Source organism: Sphingomonas sp. R1, assembly GCF_025960285.1.
In the GTDB taxonomy this organism is placed as follows: Bacteria; Pseudomonadota; Alphaproteobacteria; order Sphingomonadales; family Sphingomonadaceae; genus Sphingomonas.
The window spans coordinates 3,288,190-3,306,669 of sequence record NZ_CP110111.1; the positions used below are offsets into that span (position 1 = coordinate 3,288,190).

An 18,480-nucleotide genomic window follows, 5' to 3' on the forward strand; every position below is an offset into this window, starting at 1 on the left:
GTTGCGTGACATGCAATCGGCGGGGACCGGCTTTGCAGTTGCGGAATCAGGCGCGCAAAACCAGATGCGCCGCGCACGCTGCATTGCAGCAATGATGTTTGAGGTTGCCCATGTTTTCGCTGATCGCGCTCTATTTCGCCCATCGTCGCCTGGCCGCTGAAGCGGCCCAGCCGGTCGTGGCAGGTGGCCGCGCGCTCGCGGCAGCCAATGAGCAGCACGCCGTGGTGGCACTGCCGCTCGCGGCCTGAATTCGAGACTCGTTCGCCCACTCCCCCTCGGGCGGACGACAGGGGCGCCGCAGTTCCCCCCAATTACGCGGCGCCCCGTCCCACTACCGCCGGCGTTACTTGACGCCGTGCATCCAGCGCTTGAGCGGCCAGCTGAGCACCAGTAGGACCACGCCGAGCCCGATCGCCCACTCCGAGATCAGCGTGAACACCTGCAGATAGGTGTCGAGGCTGACCTTCAGGTTGGTCACCTGTCCGCCGACCGTCTCGACGCTAGCGAACTGCGCGATCACGCCGGCGACATATTGCGCCACCGAGATCGACAGGAACCACACACCCATCATCATGCCGACGATCCGCGCGATCGACAGCTTGGTGATCATGCTCAGGCCCACCGGCGAGATGCACAGCTCGGCGAAGCTGTGGATGAAATAGAGGCCGGCGATCCACCAGACCGAGACCTTGAAGCTGTCATCGGCCCAGTTGGCGCCCCATACTAGGAACAGGAAGCCGCAGCCCACGGCGACCAGCGCGATGCCGAACTTCACCGGGATGCTCGGCTCGAGCCCGCGCTTGCCCAGCGCACCCCACATCACCGACATCAGCGGCGCGAGCAGCACGATGAACAGCGCGTTGAAGCTCTGCGTCTGCCCGGCCGTCATGGTGAACCAGCCGAAGATTGACAGGTTGGTGTTGCGATCGGCGAACAGGGTGAGCGACGAACCCGCCTGCTCAAACAGCGTCCAGAACACCACGTTGAAGACGATCAGCACCATCGCGGCCAGCATCATCTGGAACTCGCGGCGGTCACCGGCAAAGAACGACCAGACGAGGATTGCCGGCACGCCGATCAGGAAGGTGCCAAACAGCAGCTTGCCCATCAGCGACAGCGAGGCGACATAGCCGAGCAGACCCGAACCCGCCGGTGCTGGCTCGGCCGCCATCAGGTTGATGTAGAGCAGGTAGAACAGCGGCACGACACAGATCGCGCCGAGGTAGATCAGGATCTGCTGGCGGCCGGTCGCCGCCTTGGCCGGGGGCTCACCGATGCCGTCGAGCTTGCCGCCGTCGAGCGCGATCAGCGCCCAAGAGAACAGCATGCCGATCGCAGCGAGGCCGAAGCCCGCCCACCAGCCGACGGCCACCGCGAGCCAGGGGCAGAGCGCCTGCGACAGCATCGAGCCGAGGTTGATGCCCATGTAGAAGATGGTGAAGCCCGCGTCGCGCCGGCTGTCGCCGGGCCGGTAAAGCTCGCCCACCATCGTCGAGATGTTCGGCTTGAAGAAGCCATTGCCGACCGAGACCATCGACAGCGCGATCAGCATCACCATCACGTAGAAGGGGCTGCGATCGGCCTCGGACTCGAACCCGCCCTTGGCGATGGTGCGCACCGTCTGGCCGTTCTCGCTGAGCGTGATCGAGCCGTCGTCATTGCCCTTGATCAGCTGCTTGTGGCCCTGGTCGAGCACATAGCGCTGCTCGCCGGCAGCAGTCTTTTCGATCGAGACTTCATAACGCTGGCCGTCGATCTTGGCATAGGGCGTGGCGGTCTGGCCGCCGAAGCACAGCACGAAATAGCCGATCGACATCAGGATCGCGCCGAATTTCACCGCGCGCTTGGAGCCGAGGAACTGGTCGGCAAGATAGCCGCCGATCAGCGGGGTCAGATAGACCAGCGCGGTATAGCCGCCATACAGACCGGTCGCGGCGCGGTCCCCGAACAGGAAATGCTGGGTAAGATACAGCGTCAGCAGTGCCCGCATGCCGTAGAAGCCGAAGCGTTCCCACATTTCGGTGGAGAACAGCCGCGCCAGCTGGCGGGGATGGCCGAACCAGGTTTTTTCGTCGGCAGGGTTTACGTGGGAGATATCCGGTTCTGCCGGGGAATCGGCAGTGGGTGTTTCGACCATGCAGGTGTCCTTGGAATTTGGATGCCGGACGCAGGCGTCCGGTGCATGGCTGCGCAGACTAGAGCCTGCATCGCTGCTGTAAAGTCGTGCGGCTTGGCGGCGGCCGGACAGAGTCCTAGATGGCGCCCATGACCTTCAACGATCGCACGACGCCGCTCACGCTCCTTCAGACCCGCCGCTCGGGCAAGCCGCGCGATCTCGCCGCGCCGGGGCCGAGCCCGGAGCAGTTGGATCAGATGGTGGCAATCGCCGCGCGCACGCCCGATCACGGCAAGCTCGCCCCCTGGCGCTTCGTGATCGTGCCCGACGATGCAAGACCGGCGTTGGCGCTCAAGCTGGTCGAAATCCTGCGCGCCGAAAACGCGGAAGCGACCGCGCGCGACGAGGAGGCCGCGGCGCAGTTCGCCACCCAGGCTCCCGCGCTGGTGGTGGTACTCTCCGCGCCGGTGCAGCCGCACAAGATCTCGCTGTGGGAGCAGGAGCTGTCGGCCGGTGCGGCGTGCATGAACCTGCTCCATGCGGCCCATGCGATGGGATTTGCCGGCGGCTGGCTGACCGGCTGGCCGGCCTATTCGCCTGGCGTGCGAGACCTGTTCGGCAGCGCGGACCAGCGCATCGCCGGCTTCGTCTTCCTCGGGACGCCGGCGCGTCCTCTGGAGGAGCGTCCGCGCGGCGACCTGTCCCGGATCGTTTACCGGTGGAATCCCTGAGTATGGACTCTGAGGGTATCTGCTGTATTATGGCAGCATGACAGCCCTGGAGCACGAAGACAGCCCGGTCTACCTCAAGCTGCGCGCGATCATCGCCGCAGCGATCCTGCGCGGCCAGTACCGCGCCGGAGACCAGCTTCCGTCGGTTCGCGCGCTCGCCGCGGAACATGGTGCAAACCCGCTGACGGTGGCCAAGGCCTATCAGAGCTTTCAGGACGACGGCTATGTCGAGGTGCGCCGCGGCGTGGGCATGTTCGTTGTCGCCGGTGCGGTAGAGCGATTGCGGGCGGCGGAGCGTGAGCGCTTCCTCACCGGCTTCTGGCCGCGCGTGAAGGATCATATCGCGTTGCTCGGGCTGGACGTTCGCGAACTGCTTGATGGCAGCCACGAGATCGCCTGACGCCATGGCCGACGAACCCCGGCAGGGCTGGCTCCGCACCCTGGGCGGCTGGGCCGCCACGCTGGGGATCTTCTTCCTGTTCCAGAGTGCGGTGGCGCGGCCCTATTACATTCCCTCGGGATCGATGATGCCAAGCCTGCGAACCGGCGATCGGCTGGTAGCGAGCAAATTCCCCTATGGCTTCTCGCAGGCCTCGCTGATGCTCCATGGCCGCGATATCGCGGCGACGCGGCTGTTCGGCGGCACTCCGGCGCGCGGCGACATCGTCATCGTCGTTCGCCGCGGCGATGGGGAGGATCTCATCAAGCGCGTCATCGGCCTGCCGGGGGACACGATCGCGGTCCGCCACGGCGTGGTGATCCTGAACGGCAAGGCGGTGCCGCGCGTGGCGGCCGGACATGCGATGATTCCGGTCGACGCCGCGTTGCCGTGCGACGAGGGACCGATCGCAGCCTACCGCAAACCTGGTCCGGACGGTCGGCTCTACTGCCAGCCGCCGCTGTACCGCGAGACGCTGCCGGGTGGCGCCAGCTACGATGTCATCGATCTGGGCGATACCGCGCTGCCGAACGGCTATCGGAGTCCCGGGGACACCTATGGGCCGGTCACGGTGCCGGCCGGCCATGTCTTTCTGATGGGCGACAATCGCGATCAGTCGGCAGACAGCCGCTTCGGATCGGACGAACTGGGCCTCGGCGGCCCCGTGCCGCTGGAGACGATCGCCGGTCGCGCGGAGTTCGTCACGCTCAGCTATGACGGCGAGGGATCGTGGCTGAACCCGCTCGCATATCTCGCCTCGATCCGCTGGGATCGCACCGCGGGTTCGCTACGGCCGACGCACGCGGATTGAGCCTGCTGCTGCAACGGGGCGTGACGGCAGTCATCCTGCTCACCGTCCCGTTGCTGATCCGGCGCGCACGCCGACATGGCCGGGGTAGGGCGGGCACGGCGATGTTGCTGCTGCTGGGAACTCGCGTTCGGCCATCTGTTCGCCCAGTCGAGGCCCAGGCAACCGAGTGAATCCAAAAAAGGCTATGGGATCGCGCAAGGGTACATGCGGGCTCAAAAATAGTCTAACGCGCTAAGTCGATATAGAATATCCGATATTCCTGCTTAAATCGGAGATAAGGCAGGCGACGTAACACTGAGTCGTATTGACTCTTCGTGTATGTTCTGCTTATGTTTCTTAGAGGCAGACTCGGGACGCGTAGAATATGCTGGCATTCCGTGGCGACAAGATCTGCAATTTCCGCTGCTTGCCAATCATTGCTTACCTGAACCGGACCGGATTTCCGCGCGAAGTGCGATGCGGAACACCGGTCTGCTCGCGTTCCGTGCATCGACGGGGATGGAAGCCTGACCCCTATATATGCGGAACAATGCACATGTCGCATTGGGGCACGGCCCGTCCGCTGCATGGGTTCAACGATCAGGAGCTGTTCGATGCACACCCCCGAAACCGTATCTGCGGACGCCGCCATCCTCGCAGCACCCTCGCCCGTTCCGGGCGATGCGGCCACCTTCCTCGCCGAAGCCGACATTCCTTTGCTCATGCCCGGCGCCAATTGGGTGATCGTGAGTGGGCAGGGCGTGGCGGGCCCGGCGCCTGCCCGATCGGACATGGTCTATGATGCCCAGGTCTATCCCGTTCCCGCGTGCCGCCGCACCCGTGGATATTGGCTGAACGTCTATCCCGGTGCCACGATCGGCACCGCGACGATCATCACCATCCAGGCGGTGGGCACGACCTCCGCCATTCCGGTGAGCTGCGAAGGGAACAGCGTGATGGCACCGTTCGGCTGCAATCCGGCGGACGGGAGCTATGGCCACCTGGTACGCGTGGCATCTGCTGCGGGGCAGAATGGCTGGGCAACGCTTTCGGCGGTGCTGACGCCTGCCTATGGCGGCATGGCAGAGACCCTTTCGATCGGGCTGCACCTCAATACCGAAGCCACGGGCGCGGGGTTCGTGCCGATTGCCACCCGCTATGTCCGCCTGGAGGGCAACGATGTGCAGGACGGGCAAACCCCGGAAACGGCCAAGCGGACGCTCAAGGCTGCAGTCGATTCCGCGCCGCTTACCGGCGCCGTCAACACCAAGAATGCGATCTGGGTGTTCGACATCGGCCCCGGCGCACGCGACGAGCATCTATGGGCGAAGGTGGAAGGGCGCGACGTCGGCAATGCGACGCCGGGGGTCAGTCGCGCCTTTGCCTATCAGTGGGTCGTGCGGGGGCGGGGGCGGGATGCGACGGTGCTGACCGTCGATCCCGTTTCCTACGCCTATGACTGGACCGTCACCGGCGGCAGCGCGCGCGCCCCGAAGATCGAGGCACTCACGCTGGACCTGAAGGAAGTGCTGCAGAAGCGCGGGGGCGCCTGGTTCCACGATTGCCGCATCACCGACGATTGGGGGCAGAACCGCCCACGCGTTCTAGGCTATCCGAGGGGAGACGACACGCTGAGCGGCCGCTTCCCTTCGGGGTTCAGTCCGGGAGGCTCGCTTCGCTTTCGCGACAATCCCGACGGCGCACTGAACTATCCGCGCTGGATGATGTCGGATTGCGAGGTGGTGCTCGGCGAGTGCGGCACGATCCAGCAACGGCTGAACTGTACGCTCAATGTTTCCTACGATGTCGTCACGGTCGGCGACTCCGGAGACTGGGCGCATCAGGGGAACCATGCCCGCCAGTTCGGCAATCTCGAGGCTAGCCTGCACTCGGGCGCATATCTGGTAGTCGCGACGGCACAGCAGTTCGATGAGTATGGCGGCTATACGGAGCTGACGTTCGAAGCGGGGCCGGTGTGGGCCAACGCCACCGGCGGGACGGTGGAGGACGGCAACACGTTTCTTCGTGTTCTCCAGTCGGCCGATGCGGTCGCGATAAGCTTGCAGAACCCCTTTCCGATCAATTGCGACGGGACGCGGGACTTTCCGTATCTCGGGCACCGCATCAAACCGAACAATCTCGACAGCTTCCCCCCGGGCTGGGGCTGGGATTCGGAAAATCGCACGGTGCGCATTGCCGGCCGCATTCCACTGGCGGCAGGCGACAAGGTGTTCGCCTACACCGTCGCGCACGGCGATGCTGGCCAGTTCGTCCAAAATGGCCGCCCCACCGTGAACAAGACCCGCGAAAACTATACGTTCGTCGACTGCGTGTTCGAGGGGCATAGCTGGCAGCCGCTGCTTCCGCAGGGCGGCACGGTGGGCGCGGCCGGCGGCGCGGGGAACGGCCAGCTGGTCGATATCGCCGACGTCAGCGTCACCGTCGCTGGCGGATCGGACGTCGTGCAGTTCGATGGCGGTGTCATCCCGGCCTGGCTCAAGCGGTATGACTGGATCGGCTATACTCCCACCGATGGTTCGCCGGGGCCGGTGCTTCGCTGCGTGACGTCGATCGATTCCGCCACGGGGCAGGCGACCGTGCACCAGCCATTCCCCGTCGCCCGCACGAACGCGCCGGTGCAGTGCCTGAAGGCGATTGTCGGCCTCTACGTCGTCAACAGCATCTACAACAAGTCGGGCGAATCCTATCATCTCGCCCAGTTGACCCCGTGCCTCGTCGATTCGGCCATTCTATGCTCGAGCTTCCCCGGCTGGACGATCAGCGAACAGACCTTGTGGATCCGCGCCAGCGGTCCCGCCGGCGGTGGCCTGTGGGACTTGCGGTTGGTGGACTCGCTGTTCCACTCCGTGACGCAAGTCGGCGCATGGCCTGATGCGAGCGGATTCCTGCTCGATAATTGCTGGACGGAGCGTGCCAACAACAGCAGCATTCCCATGCCCGCCGCCAATATCGTGAACGGTCGCGGTTCGGGCTATGTATTTGGCTTCCCGGATCGCACGGCGCCGCATGCGATGGGGTATGTGCCCACCGCGGCGATGACCAAGACGCTGCCGAACCGCATCTGCTGGCAGCGCCGCGCACCCGGCGAACGCGTAGGCGCATTGCTCTAGGCGCAACCTGCCATCGACAGGGGCGGCGGCGGTTCCTAAGCTGCCGCCCATGCAGGACAATATCCGGGCCGACCGGCCGAGCTTCGTCACCCATCTGGAATGCTCGATGACCGGCGAGCAATATGCGGCCGACGCGCTGCACCAGCTCTCCCGCGTCGGGCGCCCGCTGCTCGTCCGCTATGATCTGCCGGGCGTGACCCAAGCCCTGACGCGGGATACGCTCGAGGCGCGGCCGACGGACCTGTGGCGCTGGCGTGAGCTGCTGCCGGTGCGACGGGCCGAAAATATCGTATCGCTGGGCGAGATCGAGACGCCGCTGATCGCGATCCCCAAATCCGGCGGCGCGGGCGCGATCGTTAAGGACGAGGGGCGGCTTCCGACCGGATCGTTCAAGGCGCGCGGCCTCGTCATGGCCGTGAGCATGGCACGCGAGCTGGGCGTTACCCGGATCGCGATGCCGACCAACGGCAATGCAGGCGCGGCGCTGGCCGCCTATGCTGCGCGCTGCGGCATCGAGACAGTGATCCTCTGTCCGGAAGAAACGCCGGAGGTAAACGTCCGCGAGATCGCGGCGCAGGGCGCGCGCGTTTACCGGGTCAACGGCCAGATCGACGAGTGTGGCGCGATTGTGGGGCGGGGTGCTGCCGAGGGGCGCTGGTTCGACTTCTCGACGCTCAAGGAGCCGTACCGGATCGAGGGCAAGAAGACGATGGGGCTGGAGCTGGCCGCGCAGTGCGACTGGGAATTGCCCGATGCGATCTTCTACCCCACCGGCGGCGGCACCGGCCTGATCGGCATGTGGAAGGCGTTCGACGAGCTGGAGCGGCTGGGTTGGATCGGATCGAAGCGCCCGCGCATGTACGCGGTGCAGGCGTCCGGCTGCGCGCCGATCGTCCGCGCCTATGAGGCGGGCGCCGAGCATGCCGAGCGTTGGGAAAATGCCGCGACGGTGGCGGCGGGCATCCGCGTGCCGCGCGCGGTGGGCGATTTCCTGATCCTGCGGGCGGTGCGCGAGTCCGGTGGCCGCGCGCTGGCGGTGGGCGATCCCGCCATCCTGCAGGCGGTGGACGATTGCGCACGCAAGGACGGCCTGCTGCTTTGCCCCGAGGGTGGGGCGACGCTGGCGGCGTACCGACAGGCGATCCGCGACGGGCTGGTCGATCCCGAGGAGCGTACGGTGCTGTTCAATTGCGCGACCGGGCTCAAATATCCGCTGCCCGAAGCGGGGACCTGGCTGGACAAGGATGCTGCGACTGACCTCGGCAGCCTCTGAGCGCAGGCGGCTTTACCCGGAGAACAGGATCGCCACGACGATGAGGAAGGCCGTGCCTTCGAGCAGGCCGAGGAAAACATTGCCCGCCGCTAGCAGATGGCTGATGCCGAGAACCCGCGCGAACCAGCGCGTCTCCACGAGCCAGTAATAGGCGATGCTGGCGAGGACGATGCAGTGCCCGACGGTGGCCGCTATGCTGTGATGGTCGAGTGACAGGCTGGTGCCGACGCCCAGGCCAAGCGCAAACACTGCGGCGGGATAGCATTGTTCGTAGAATGGCTGCTGCAGCGAGTCCCGGTCGAGCTTCTTCCCGCTGCGTCGCACCAGACGCGCCGCCAGGAACAGGGGGAAGGCCGCAAACACGATGACGCGGAGAATCAGCGCGCTCGCATTGTCGTTGACGAGACCGGCAAGGCCGTGGCGGCTGAGGATGATCGTGTCGACCTGGCCCAGTGCCGTGGCAACGGCATGGGCAAGCAACAGCGCCAGGGCAAGGAAGAGTGGCGGGCTGAGCACCGCCTTGTACCGCTGGTCGTCGGGAAGGGCCGCTTCGGCGTCGATCTCGGCCATGATGCCCATCGGACGGAATACCGACCGGAGTAAAGTCAGCGGAAAGAACAACAGCCAGCTCATCACCTCGTAGAGAAGTTCATCGAGCGAGTTGAGCCACTTCATGAAGTCCATGGCGGCAGCATGGGCGAACGGCATCGTCCGCGCAATGGTGCCGGCATTTGTGGACAGCCCGTCACTGCACGCGTAACATCTTCACAATCGATGAAATTCGGTGAACAGGGAGGTTGTGATGAGTCGTGTACGGGCGAAGGCGCTAGTCGCTGTGTGGCTTTTCACGTCGTGTGCATCGGCAGGCGCACAGGCGCAGACGACGGGTCTGGAAGATCTGGTCGGCGCGCGGGGCGGCCAGGCGGAGGGCGAACTGCAGCGCCGCGGATATGGCTTCATCCGTGTCGAGAAAAGCGACGACCGTTCCTACACCTATTGGTGGAGCGAGGATCGCCGCCAGTGCGTAACCATCGCCACGATGGACGGGCGCTATGCCTCGATCCAGCCGACACTGCCGCCGGATTGTCGCAAGTCGGGCAATCTTCGTCCTAACCCGAATTACACGCAGCGTCCGGCGACGCGACCAGGCAGCGGCTATCCCGTCGATCCCGGCTATGGTCGACCCGGCAATGACGAGGGGCCCGTCGTGGACGGTCGCAATGTGGAACTGGGGCTGGTCTGCTTCGGGGACGGATCGAAGGACGGCATCGCCAGCGGTACGACCTGGACATGGAACCGGGACCGCAAGCGCTATGAATATGGGAGCTACACGACCTCCAAAACGGAGGTCTTCGATGCGTCGCTTATGGTGCAGACCTGGAATGGCGGCGGGCGGATCCGCTTGCCGCGCTCGCTCGTCCCGCCGATCCATTCGGGCGGTCAGGACGGCTGGTGGGATCTCTACGATCTGTTCGTCAGCCCCGATACGATTCGCGCGACCTATCGACTGAACGGATTCAATAAGCCTAAGGTAACGATCGATCGCCGGTCTGGACGGATCTCGGTACAGGGGCTGTCCGAGTACGGCTTCCGCGGCTCATGCGATACGATCGGGCACCAGCAGCGGAAGTTCTGACATCCTGTGTCGGAAACCGGCCGCCACCAAGGCGCGGCCGGTTTCCGACGCCGATCACGCCGCGAACGCCTCTGCGTCGACTGCGTACAGTACCGCCGCCTTCGCCATCGCGGCCGCACGCAGGCCGAGCGCTTCCGGCACGATCTGCTCGACATAGAAGCGTGCCGCCGCCTGCTTCATCGTGCGGAAGCCGGGCTCACCGTCCCCCTGTGCCGCGAGGCGGCCGCTCTTCTCCATCAGCCAGCCGCACACCGCCACCGACAGCATGGTGAGGAATGGATAGCTTGCCGCGAGGCGATCGTCGGCATCGCTGCCCAACAGGTTCCGGCCGACCTCCTCGCACGCGTCGATCAGCGCGCGAAGCCCGGCATCCTCCGCCTCGGCCCGCATGTCCGCCACGAGCCCGAGCAGCGTCGCGCCATTGTCCATGCTCAGCTTGCGGCCCACCAGATCGGCCGCCTGGATACCGTTGGTGCCTTCGTAGATCGGGGTGATGCGCGCATCGCGGAAATGCTGGGCGGCGCCAGTCTCCTCGATATAGCCCATGCCGCCATGCACCTGCAGGCCGAGGCTGGCGACTTCGTTGCCGATATCGGTCGCATGCGCCTTGGCGAGCGGCGTCAGCAGTTCGACACGCTTGTCCGCCTCGGCGTCGCCGGCGCGGCCACGATCGAGCTGGCCGAAGGCATAGTAGACCAACGCGCGCGCCGCCTGGGTCTGCGCCTTCATTCGCAGCAGCATGCGGCGAACGTCGGGATGCTCGATGATCGCGGTGGGTGCGCCGCCCCGTATGCCCTGTACCCGCTCGCGGGCATAGGCGACCGCGCGCTGGGTGGCGCGCTCGGCGACCTGGACGCCCTGCAGGCCGACATTCAGCCGGGCATTGTTCATCATCGTGAACATCGCGCGGATGCCGCCCAGTTCGGGGCCGATCAGCTCGCCGATGCAATCGTCATGGTCGCCAAAGCTCAGCACGCAGGTGGGCGAGGCGTGCAGGCCCATCTTGTGCTCGATCGAGACGACCTTGACGTCGTTGAAATCGCCCGGGGTACCGTCCGCGTTCAGCCGGTATTTCGGCACCAGGAACAGCGACAGGCCCTTGGTGCCAGCCGGCGCGCCGGGCGTGCGGGCGAGCACCAGATGGACGATATTGTCGGCCATGTCGTGGTCGCCGAACGAGATGTAGATCTTGGTGCCCTTGATCTTCCACTTGCCGTCGCCCGCCGGCTCGGCCTTGGCCTTCACTGCGCCGACGTCCGAGCCCGCCTGCGGCTCGGTGAGGTTCATCGTGCCCGTCCATTCACCGGTCGCAAGCTTCGGCAGATACAGCGCCTGCTGCTCCGCCGAGCCATGATGGTGCAGCGCCTCGACCGCGCCGACGGTGAGCACCGGGCACAGGCAGAAGCCCATGTTCGCCGTGCCCAGCGTCTCCAGCACCGCGACCGAGAGGCTCACCGGCAGCCCCTGGCCGCCATGGTCGGCCGGGGAGCCGATCGTGCCCCAGCCGCCCTCGACATAGGCGCGATAGGCAGCGGCGAAGCCCTCGGGCATCGTCACGCCGTCTTCGGTCCAGCGCGCGCCTTCGGTATCGCCGAGACGTTCGAGCGGCGCCCATTCGCCCGCAGCGAACTGGCCAGCGCCTTCCAGCACGGCATCGAGCAGGTCTGGCGTTGCCTCTTCGCTTATCTCGGACAGGCGGACGATATGGTCGAGCACGAAACGCTGCTCGGCGGTGGCGGGGGTGAACATCAGGCCTCTCTCTTGTGATCTTCTTGGCAGCAATATAGCGCCTTGCGGGTGACCCCAGCAAATCCGCGCATCTTACCCTACGGCGAGGCTGCACTTGGCGAGGCCGCCACGCTGATCCGGCGTGGCGAATCGGTCGCGGTGCCGACCGAGACCGTCTACGGGCTCGCCGCCGACGCGACTGATTCGGATGCGGTGGCGGGGATTTACGCGGCCAAGGGGCGTCCGTCGTTCAATCCGCTGATCGTGCATGTCGCGGACATGGCGATGGCGGAGACGATCGCACGCTTCGATGACGAGGCGCACGCGCTGGCCGCACGGTTCTGGCCCGGCCCGCTCACCATGGTGCTGCCGCTCGCCGAGGGCGCGCCCGTCGCAAGCCTGGTCACCGCGGGATTGCCCACGGTGGCGCTGCGCATGCCCGATCACCGCGCGATGCAGGGCCTGATCCGGGCAAGCGGTCGCCCGCTCGCGGCACCGTCGGCCAATGCCAGCGGCGGGATCAGCCCCACCCGCGCGGCGCATGTGGCGGCGAGCCTTGCCGGCCGGATCCCGCTGGTGATCGACGACGGCGCCACCACCGACGGCATCGAATCCACGATCGTTGACCCTGCCCTCCGACGCATCCTGCGGCCGGGGCCGGTCACGGCGGAGCAACTGCCCGGCTACGGCGCGGGCGCGACCCCCGGCGCGATCACGGCCCCGGGGCAGCTCGCCAGCCATTATGCGCCGTCCAAGCCCGTCCGGCTGGACGCGGTGGCGCCGGTCGACGGCGAGTGGCTGATCGGCTTTGGTGCCGTGGCTGGCGACGACACGCTGTCCGCCGCCGGTGACACCAGGGAGGCGGCGGCACGACTGTTCGATGCGCTGCATCTCGCCGATGCGTCGGATCGTCCGCGCATCGCGATAGCGCCTGTTCCGGATGCGGGGCTAGGCAGGGCCATTCGGGACCGCCTGGCGCGCGCCGCCTATCCCCGGCGCTGAGCCCAGGGCCGCCCACCCTAGTACGGCGAAGAAACGTACGCTTTGCGTGTCACTTCTTCGCGTCACGGAAGATTTTCATCTTCCCTTCATGGATCAGCGCGAATCTCGGCAGCATTGCCGGGGGCGGAAGGAAGAGATTGGTCCGGGAAACGCATGCAGCAATTGCGTCGCGCCATTCGCATGCGGCATTTGATACTATGCGCACCGTATGTCAGCGCAATCATATGTATAAAATCTCAATTTGAGTAACCCGTATACGTTCTATTCTTTACAGCGAGCCGCATTTTCCTAGGGTCGCCCAGCCGGTTAGCTCGCGAGAAAAGACGAGCATGGCGGTGGTTGGCAGCCTGTGGGCGCTGGGACGATCGTCCGATTGCGGGCTGAAGCCCGCCTCACTTGCCTGTCATACAACATGCGGAACCCGAAGGCGTCCTGGTGTCGCCCCCACATTGTGTGGCGCCTTCGTAATCCGCGGCCAGCGTCGCTGCCGGCCGCGGTCTCGTATACCCCCGTGGGAGGGCGCGGCCTTAAGCGGCTGCGCCCTCTTTCGCCCTATTGGCGAAGCTCTTCCGCAGCTTGCGGAGCTTGGGCGGGATCACCGCCAGGCAATAGGGGTTCCGCTGGCCTTCGCCCTGCCAATATTCCTGATGATAGTCCTCGGCCGGCCACCACTGGCCCAGCGGCTCGATCGACGTGACGATGGGCTGCGGCCAATCGGGGCGTGCGCGGTCGATCGCGTCCAGCGCCTCGCGTTCCTGCTCCGCCGAGTGCGGGAAGATCGCCGAGCGATACTGGGTGCCGATGTCGTTGCCCTGGCGGTTGAGCTGGGTGGGATCGTGCGTGGCGAGGAAGATGTCGAGGATCTCGCCATAGCTCACCACATCGGTGTCGAAGCTGACGCGGATCGCTTCGGCATGGCCCGTGCTGCCGGTGCAGACTTCCTTATAGGTCGGGTTGTCCTTGGTGCCGCCGATATAGCCGCTTTCGACGCCCTGCACGCCGATCACGTCGTTGAACACGGCTTCCGTGCACCAGAAGCAACCGCCGGCGAGCGTCGCCGTTTCGATGGTCATGTCGAGGAACTCCTTGCTTGTGCGCGCAAGATAGGGTGGAGCCGGGGCAGAACAAAGAGGATGGTGCGATGCGCGACGGTGCGGTGCTGGTAACGGGTGGAGCAGGCTATATCGGCAGCCATGCGGTGCTGGCGCTGCTCGATGCCGGCTGGCGCGTGGTGGTGGTCGACAATCTGATGACCGGTTTCGACTGGGCTGTCGATCCCCGCGCCACGTTGGTGGTCGCGAACATCGACGATGCGGAGGCCGTGCGCGGCGCGATCCGCGCGCATGGCGTGGTCGCCGTGATGCATTTCGCCGGATCGGTGGTGGTACCGGAATCGGTGAGCGACCCGCTCAAATATTACCGCAACAACACGGTTGCCAGCCGCGCGTTGATCGAGAGCGTGGTGGCCGAAGGCGTACGCCATTTCATCTTCTCATCGACTGCGGCAACCTATGGCATTCCAGCGCAGGTGCCCGTGCGCGAGGACAGCCCGAAGCTGCCGATCAACCCCTATGGCATGTCAAAGCTGATGACCGAGATCATGCTGAAGGACGTGGCCGCGGCGCACCCGCTCAACTATTGCGCGCTGCGCTACTTCAACGTGGCGGGCGCCGACCCCCAGGGGCGCAGCGGCCAGTCGACGGCGGGTGCCACGCACCTGATCAAGGTCGCGGTGGAAGCGGCGACGGGCAAGCGACGCCATGTCTCGGTGTTCGGCACCGACTTTGCCACGCCGGACGGCACCGGCGTGCGCGACTATATCCACGTCAGCGACCTCGCCGCCGCGCATGTCGACGCGCTCGACCTGCTGATCGCACGGCCCGAGGAAAGCCATACGCTGAACTGTGGCTATGGCCGCGGCTTCTCGGTGCTGGAGGTGCTCGATGCAGTTGATCGGGTGACGAACCGGACGATCGAGCGGCAACTGGAAGGTCGCCGTGCCGGCGATCCCGATGCGCTCGTCGCGGATAACAGCGCGATCCTCGCGGCGCTGCCGTGGCGGCCCAAGCACGCCGATCTGAACGGCATCGTCCGCGACGCGCTCGCCTGGGAGCGCAAGCTCGGCGAAATGGGCCGATAGGCAGCCAGCGGATCGACTGCTATGCTCTGACCTCGCCCGCCAAGGCGGCGGGAGCGTCGGGAGGCTGCCATGTTGATGGTCCTGTTGCTGCTGTCGATCGCGGGTGAGGATGCCCCTTCCGCGCCGCTCCTTTCGGCGGCGAAGCCGGTAATGGCGCCGCGTGCCGCCCGCTGCGAGAATGCGCGCACCCAGAATGTGGATCAGGACCGGGCCAAGGCGCCGGCTCTGCGGTCGCTGGCGGAGGAGCCTCTGGCCAACGCCTATCGCCCCGTGGTCCGGCATGCGGATTGCGATCGGCCGGTGATCGTGGCGAATCGGGTTGGGCAAGTACAACGATAATTGCGATATAGTCCGGCGGTTCTTGTTGGGACGCGGTTGCAGTAATATAGTTACGTCCCAGATGTCTGCCTCGCAGTATTGCTCTGCAGGTAAATATTAGTGTCACTTCTCCTGTGCGATAGTGTCACGTCCGCTCCATTTGGGTGACCCAAATTGAGAGTAGAGGCGCGGTCAGCCGGCGGAGACCGGCCGCGACAAGGTCGCGACCAACCCGCATCCCAGGAGGACCAGTCATGAAGCATGTCATCGTGATGGCCGCGCTGCTCGGCACGATCGCCGTCCCTGCCCAGGCCCAGGTCGCCGTCCGTCAGGACAAGACCATCCGCGTTTCCTACCAGCCGTCCGATCTGCTCACCACGGAAGGCCGCGCCCGCCTGCAGCGCCGCGTTTCCGCCGCTAGCTACCGCGTTTGTCGCTTCGATCCGGCGACCGGCATGATCCTGCCGAGCACCGACGAGCTCAACTGCCGCCGGGTGGCGCTCGCCAACGCACGCAAGGCTGCCGATCGTGCGATCCTCGCGGCGAACCAGGGCGCGCTGGTCGCCAGCGCGAACCGCTGACACCATCGCATCTTCCCGGGGAAACCATCGCCCCGGGGCGTGGCGGAAGGGTGTCCTTGCTGCGAGCGAAGCACGCCGCTGCAGCGTCGACACCCCGCCGTCGCGGCGCCTGAGCCCGCTCCGGCGGCACCGTTCGAAGTCTCCCCAGAATGCAAGCGGCCCGGAGGATCGCTCCCCCGGGCCGCTTGTGTTTCCGACGATCAGGACGATCAGGCGCCCGCAGGCTCCGTCTTGGTGCCCTTTTTCGGCTTCTTCGGCGCCGCCGGCGTGATCTCGAAGGCCAATGCGTTGTCCTTCAGTTTCACGCTCACCTCGCCGCCATGGACGAGCTTGCCGAACAGCAGCTCCTCGGCGAGCGGCTGCTTGATCTTCTCCTGCATCAGGCGGCCCATCGGGCGCGCGCCGTACAGCTTGTCATAGCCGCGCTTGGTGAGCCACGCCTTGGCTTCCTCGTCCAGGTGAATGTGGACGCCGCGATCGGTGAGCTGCAGTTCCAGCTGCAACACGAACTTGTCGACCACGCGGGCGACGACTTCCGGCGGCAGATAGCCGAACGGCACGATCGCATCGAGGCGGTTGCGGAATTCGGGGGTGAAGAGGTTCTTCACCGCTTCTTCCTGCACGTCCTCGCGGCTCAGCTCGCCAAAGCCCACGCTTTCCTTCGCCATGTCCGACGCACCGGCATTGGTGGTCATGATGAGGATGGTGTTGCGGAAGTCGACGGTCTTGCCGTGGTGGTCGGTCAGCTTGCCGTTGTCCATCACCTGCAGGAGGATGTTGAACAGGTCCGGATGGGCCTTCTCGATCTCGTCGAGCAGCAGCACCGAATGCGGGTTCTGGTCAACGGCGTCGGTCAGCAGGCCGCCCTGGTCATAGCCGACATAGCCCGGAGGCGCACCGATCAGCCGGCTGACCGAATGGCGTTCCATGTACTCGGACATGTCGAAGCGCTGCAGCGGGATGCCGAGCAGCGTCGCAAGCTGCTTCGCCACCTCGGTCTTGCCGACGCCGGTCGGACCCGAGAACAGATAGTTGCCGATCGGCTTGTCCGGATCGCGCAGGCCAGCACGGCTCAGCTTGATCGCCGAGGAGAGGACCTCGATAGCCTTGTCCTGGCCGAACACGACGCGCTTCAGATCCTGCTCGATATTGGCGAGCACACGGGTGTCGTCCGACGATACGGTCTTGGCCGGGATCCGCGCCATGGTCGCGATGACCTGCTCGATCTCCTTGGGCGTGATCACCTTCTTGCGCTTGGACGGCGCCACCAGCATCTGCATCGCGCCGACTTCGTCGATCACGTCGATCGCCTTGTCCGGCAGCTTGCGGTCGTTGATGTAGCGCGCCGACAGCTCCACCGCCGACTTGATCGCGTCGGGCGTGTACTTCACCGAGTGATGCTGCTCGAACGCCGACCGCAGGCCGGCCAGGATCTTCACCGTGTCCTCGACCGACGGCTCGTTGACGTCGATCTTCTGGAAGCGGCGGAGCAGCGCACGGTCCTTCTCGAAGTGGTTGCGGAATTCCTTGTAGGTGGTCGAGCCGATGCAGCGGATCGAACCGCCCGACAGCGCCGGCTTTAGCAGGTTCGACGCGTCCATCGCGCCGCCGCTGGTGGCGCCGGCACCGATCACCGTGTGGATCTCGTCGATGAACAGCACCGCGTGCGGGAGCTTTTCGAGTTCGTTGACCACCTGCTTGAGGCGCTCCTCGAAATCGCCGCGATACCGCGTGCCGGCAAGCAGCGCCCCCATGTCAAGCGAGTAGATCACCGCGTCCTTCAGGACCTCGGGAACCTCGCCCTCGACGATCTTGCGCGCCAGGCCCTCGGCGATGGCGGTCTTGCCGACGCCCGGATCGCCCACATAGAGCGGGTTGTTCTTGCTGCGCCGGCAGAGGATCTGGACGGTGCGGTCGACCTCGGACGCGCGGCCGATCAGCGGATCGACCTTGCCGATCTTCGCCTTCTCGTTGAGGTCGACGGTGAACTGCTTGAGCGCGCTCTCACCCTTGCCCGTCTTCGCCTCCTGCTTGTTCGACTTGTCTTCCTCGGCCGCGCCCTTGGGAGTGCTGGTCTCGGTCGGCGTGTTGCCGCCCTTGCCGACGCCGTGGCTGATGAAGCTGACCGCATCCAGCCGGCTCATGTCCTGCTGCTGCAGGAAATAAACCGCATAGCTCTCGCGCTCGCTAAACAGCGCGACCAGCACGTTGGCACCGGTCACTTCGTCGCGGCCCGAGGACTGGACGTGCAGGATCGCGCGCTGAACGACGCGCTGGAACCCGCTGGTGGGGGAGGGGTCGGTGGCGTTGTCCACCTTGAGCGCTTCCAGCTCGGTATCGAGATAGTGTGCCACGGTGGTTTTCAGTTCGCCCAGGTCCACCCCGCACGCGCCCATGACTTTCGAGGCATGTTCATCGTCGATCAGCGCGAGCAGGAGGTGCTCGAGCGTCGCATATTCGTGCCGGCGCGAGGACGCAGCCTCGAGCGCCTTGTGGAGGGTGGCTTCGAGAGCGGAGGCGAAACTAGGCATTCGGATACAACTCCAGTCGGGCCGAAAGGGTGCTGAGCCCGTCTTCCCCTATGTCGGGAGTGGC

General features: G+C 65.6%; 16 protein-coding genes. 11 read left to right on the top strand and 5 right to left on the bottom strand.

Translation table 11 applies throughout. The annotated features are described in order from the left end of the window. Nucleotides 1–110: 110 nt before the first annotated feature. Nucleotides 111–248: a hypothetical protein gene (locus OIM94_RS15730; RefSeq protein ID WP_264607624.1), complete on the top strand. Its 138-nt coding sequence runs from the start codon at nt 111–113 to the stop codon at nt 246–248. A 95-nt stretch (nt 249–343) separates the two neighbouring features. On the opposite strand, the gene OIM94_RS15735 is transcribed toward OIM94_RS15730, so the two are convergent. Next, nucleotides 344–2,137: a peptide MFS transporter gene (locus OIM94_RS15735; RefSeq protein WP_264607625.1), complete on the bottom strand. Its 1,794-nt coding sequence runs from the start codon at nt 2,135–2,137 to the stop codon at nt 344–346. Nucleotides 2,138–2,265: 128 nt separating this feature from the next. Here OIM94_RS15735 and OIM94_RS15740 point away from each other — a divergent pair, with 128 nt between their 5' ends. The 5 genes from OIM94_RS15740 (at nt 2,266) to OIM94_RS15760 (ending at nt 8,480) form a co-directional block, all read left to right on the top strand. Further along, nucleotides 2,266–2,847: a nitroreductase gene (locus OIM94_RS15740; RefSeq protein WP_264607626.1), complete on the top strand. Its 582-nt coding sequence runs from the start codon at nt 2,266–2,268 to the stop codon at nt 2,845–2,847. 37 nt (nt 2,848–2,884) lie between these two features. After that, on the top strand, nt 2,885–3,247 hold the full coding sequence (locus OIM94_RS15745; RefSeq protein WP_264607627.1) for a GntR family transcriptional regulator: 363 nt from the start codon (nt 2,885–2,887) through the stop codon (nt 3,245–3,247). A gap of 4 nt (nt 3,248–3,251) precedes the next feature. Then, nucleotides 3,252–4,097, top strand: a complete 846-nt coding sequence (gene lepB, locus OIM94_RS15750) for a signal peptidase I (protein ID WP_264607628.1) — start codon at nt 3,252–3,254, stop codon at nt 4,095–4,097. Nucleotides 4,098–4,690: 593 nt separating this feature from the next. Beyond that, the gene (locus OIM94_RS15755; RefSeq protein WP_264607629.1) at nt 4,691–7,207 is read left to right on the top strand and encodes a hypothetical protein; all 2,517 of its coding nucleotides are present in this window, start codon (nt 4,691–4,693) and stop codon (nt 7,205–7,207) included. A 49-nt stretch (nt 7,208–7,256) separates the two neighbouring features. Next, on the top strand, nt 7,257–8,480 hold the full coding sequence (locus OIM94_RS15760; protein ID WP_264607630.1) for a threonine synthase: 1,224 nt from the start codon (nt 7,257–7,259) through the stop codon (nt 8,478–8,480). 12 nt (nt 8,481–8,492) lie between these two features. Here OIM94_RS15760 and OIM94_RS15765 read toward each other — a convergent pair whose 3' ends face one another. Further along, the gene (locus OIM94_RS15765) at nt 8,493–9,188 is read right to left on the bottom strand and encodes a hypothetical protein (RefSeq protein ID WP_264607631.1); all 696 of its coding nucleotides are present in this window, start codon (nt 9,186–9,188) and stop codon (nt 8,493–8,495) included. A 94-nt stretch (nt 9,189–9,282) separates the two neighbouring features. Here OIM94_RS15765 and OIM94_RS15770 point away from each other — a divergent pair, with 94 nt between their 5' ends. Continuing rightward, nucleotides 9,283–10,116 (top strand): hypothetical protein, encoded by an 834-nt coding sequence (locus OIM94_RS15770; protein WP_264607632.1) that lies wholly within the window; start codon nt 9,283–9,285, stop codon nt 10,114–10,116. A 54-nt stretch (nt 10,117–10,170) separates the two neighbouring features. Here OIM94_RS15770 and OIM94_RS15775 read toward each other — a convergent pair whose 3' ends face one another. Further along, nucleotides 10,171–11,865, bottom strand: a complete 1,695-nt coding sequence (locus tag OIM94_RS15775) for an acyl-CoA dehydrogenase (protein ID WP_264607633.1) — start codon at nt 11,863–11,865, stop codon at nt 10,171–10,173. A 42-nt stretch (nt 11,866–11,907) separates the two neighbouring features. On the opposite strand from OIM94_RS15775, the gene OIM94_RS15780 reads away from it, so the two are divergent. Then, complete coding sequence (locus OIM94_RS15780; protein ID WP_264607634.1) at nt 11,908–12,846, top strand: L-threonylcarbamoyladenylate synthase; 939 nt, start codon at nt 11,908–11,910, stop codon at nt 12,844–12,846. 527 nt (nt 12,847–13,373) lie between these two features. Here the strand turns inward: OIM94_RS15780 and msrA are convergent. Continuing rightward, nucleotides 13,374–13,919, bottom strand: a complete 546-nt coding sequence (msrA, locus tag OIM94_RS15785; RefSeq protein ID WP_264607635.1) for a peptide-methionine (S)-S-oxide reductase MsrA — start codon at nt 13,917–13,919, stop codon at nt 13,374–13,376. Between the two features lie 68 nt (nt 13,920–13,987). Between msrA and galE the strand changes: the two genes are divergently transcribed. The 3 genes from galE (at nt 13,988) to OIM94_RS15800 (ending at nt 15,885) form a co-directional block, all read left to right on the top strand. Further along, entirely contained in the window at nt 13,988–14,986 is a 999-nt protein-coding gene (galE, locus tag OIM94_RS15790; protein ID WP_264607636.1) for a UDP-glucose 4-epimerase GalE, read from the top strand. Between the two features lie 69 nt (nt 14,987–15,055). After that, entirely contained in the window at nt 15,056–15,325 is a 270-nt protein-coding gene (locus OIM94_RS15795) for a hypothetical protein (protein WP_264607637.1), read from the top strand. A gap of 233 nt (nt 15,326–15,558) precedes the next feature. Continuing rightward, complete coding sequence (locus OIM94_RS15800; RefSeq protein WP_264607638.1) at nt 15,559–15,885, top strand: UrcA family protein; 327 nt, start codon at nt 15,559–15,561, stop codon at nt 15,883–15,885. 209 nt (nt 15,886–16,094) lie between these two features. Here the strand turns inward: OIM94_RS15800 and clpA are convergent, their stop codons facing one another. After that, complete coding sequence (clpA, locus tag OIM94_RS15805) at nt 16,095–18,416, bottom strand: ATP-dependent Clp protease ATP-binding subunit ClpA (RefSeq protein ID WP_264607639.1); 2,322 nt, start codon at nt 18,414–18,416, stop codon at nt 16,095–16,097. Between the last annotated feature and the right edge of the window lie 64 nt (nt 18,417–18,480).

Excerpts from the sequence above, each read along its gene's own strand:
- OIM94_RS15730 (WP_264607624.1), top strand. The coding sequence starts at position 111 with ATGTTTTCGCTGATCGCGCTCTATTTCGCCCATCGTCGCCTGGCCGCT.
- OIM94_RS15735 (WP_264607625.1), bottom strand. The coding sequence starts at position 2,137 with ATGGTCGAAACACCCACTGCCGATTCCCCGGCAGAACCGGATATCTCC.
- OIM94_RS15740 (WP_264607626.1), top strand. The coding sequence starts at position 2,266 with ATGACCTTCAACGATCGCACGACGCCGCTCACGCTCCTTCAGACCCGC.
- OIM94_RS15745 (WP_264607627.1), top strand. The coding sequence starts at position 2,885 with ATGACAGCCCTGGAGCACGAAGACAGCCCGGTCTACCTCAAGCTGCGC.
- lepB (WP_264607628.1), top strand. The coding sequence starts at position 3,252 with ATGGCCGACGAACCCCGGCAGGGCTGGCTCCGCACCCTGGGCGGCTGG.
- OIM94_RS15755 (WP_264607629.1), top strand. The coding sequence starts at position 4,691 with ATGCACACCCCCGAAACCGTATCTGCGGACGCCGCCATCCTCGCAGCA.
- OIM94_RS15760 (WP_264607630.1), top strand. The coding sequence starts at position 7,257 with ATGCAGGACAATATCCGGGCCGACCGGCCGAGCTTCGTCACCCATCTG.
- OIM94_RS15765 (WP_264607631.1), bottom strand. The coding sequence starts at position 9,188 with ATGCCGTTCGCCCATGCTGCCGCCATGGACTTCATGAAGTGGCTCAAC.
- OIM94_RS15770 (WP_264607632.1), top strand. The coding sequence starts at position 9,283 with ATGAGTCGTGTACGGGCGAAGGCGCTAGTCGCTGTGTGGCTTTTCACG.
- OIM94_RS15775 (WP_264607633.1), bottom strand. The coding sequence starts at position 11,865 with ATGTTCACCCCCGCCACCGCCGAGCAGCGTTTCGTGCTCGACCATATC.
- msrA (WP_264607635.1), bottom strand. The coding sequence starts at position 13,919 with ATGACCATCGAAACGGCGACGCTCGCCGGCGGTTGCTTCTGGTGCACG.
- galE (WP_264607636.1), top strand. The coding sequence starts at position 13,988 with ATGCGCGACGGTGCGGTGCTGGTAACGGGTGGAGCAGGCTATATCGGC.
- OIM94_RS15795 (WP_264607637.1), top strand. The coding sequence starts at position 15,056 with ATGTTGATGGTCCTGTTGCTGCTGTCGATCGCGGGTGAGGATGCCCCT.
- OIM94_RS15800 (WP_264607638.1), top strand. The coding sequence starts at position 15,559 with ATGAAGCATGTCATCGTGATGGCCGCGCTGCTCGGCACGATCGCCGTC.
- clpA (WP_264607639.1), bottom strand. The coding sequence starts at position 18,416 with ATGCCTAGTTTCGCCTCCGCTCTCGAAGCCACCCTCCACAAGGCGCTC.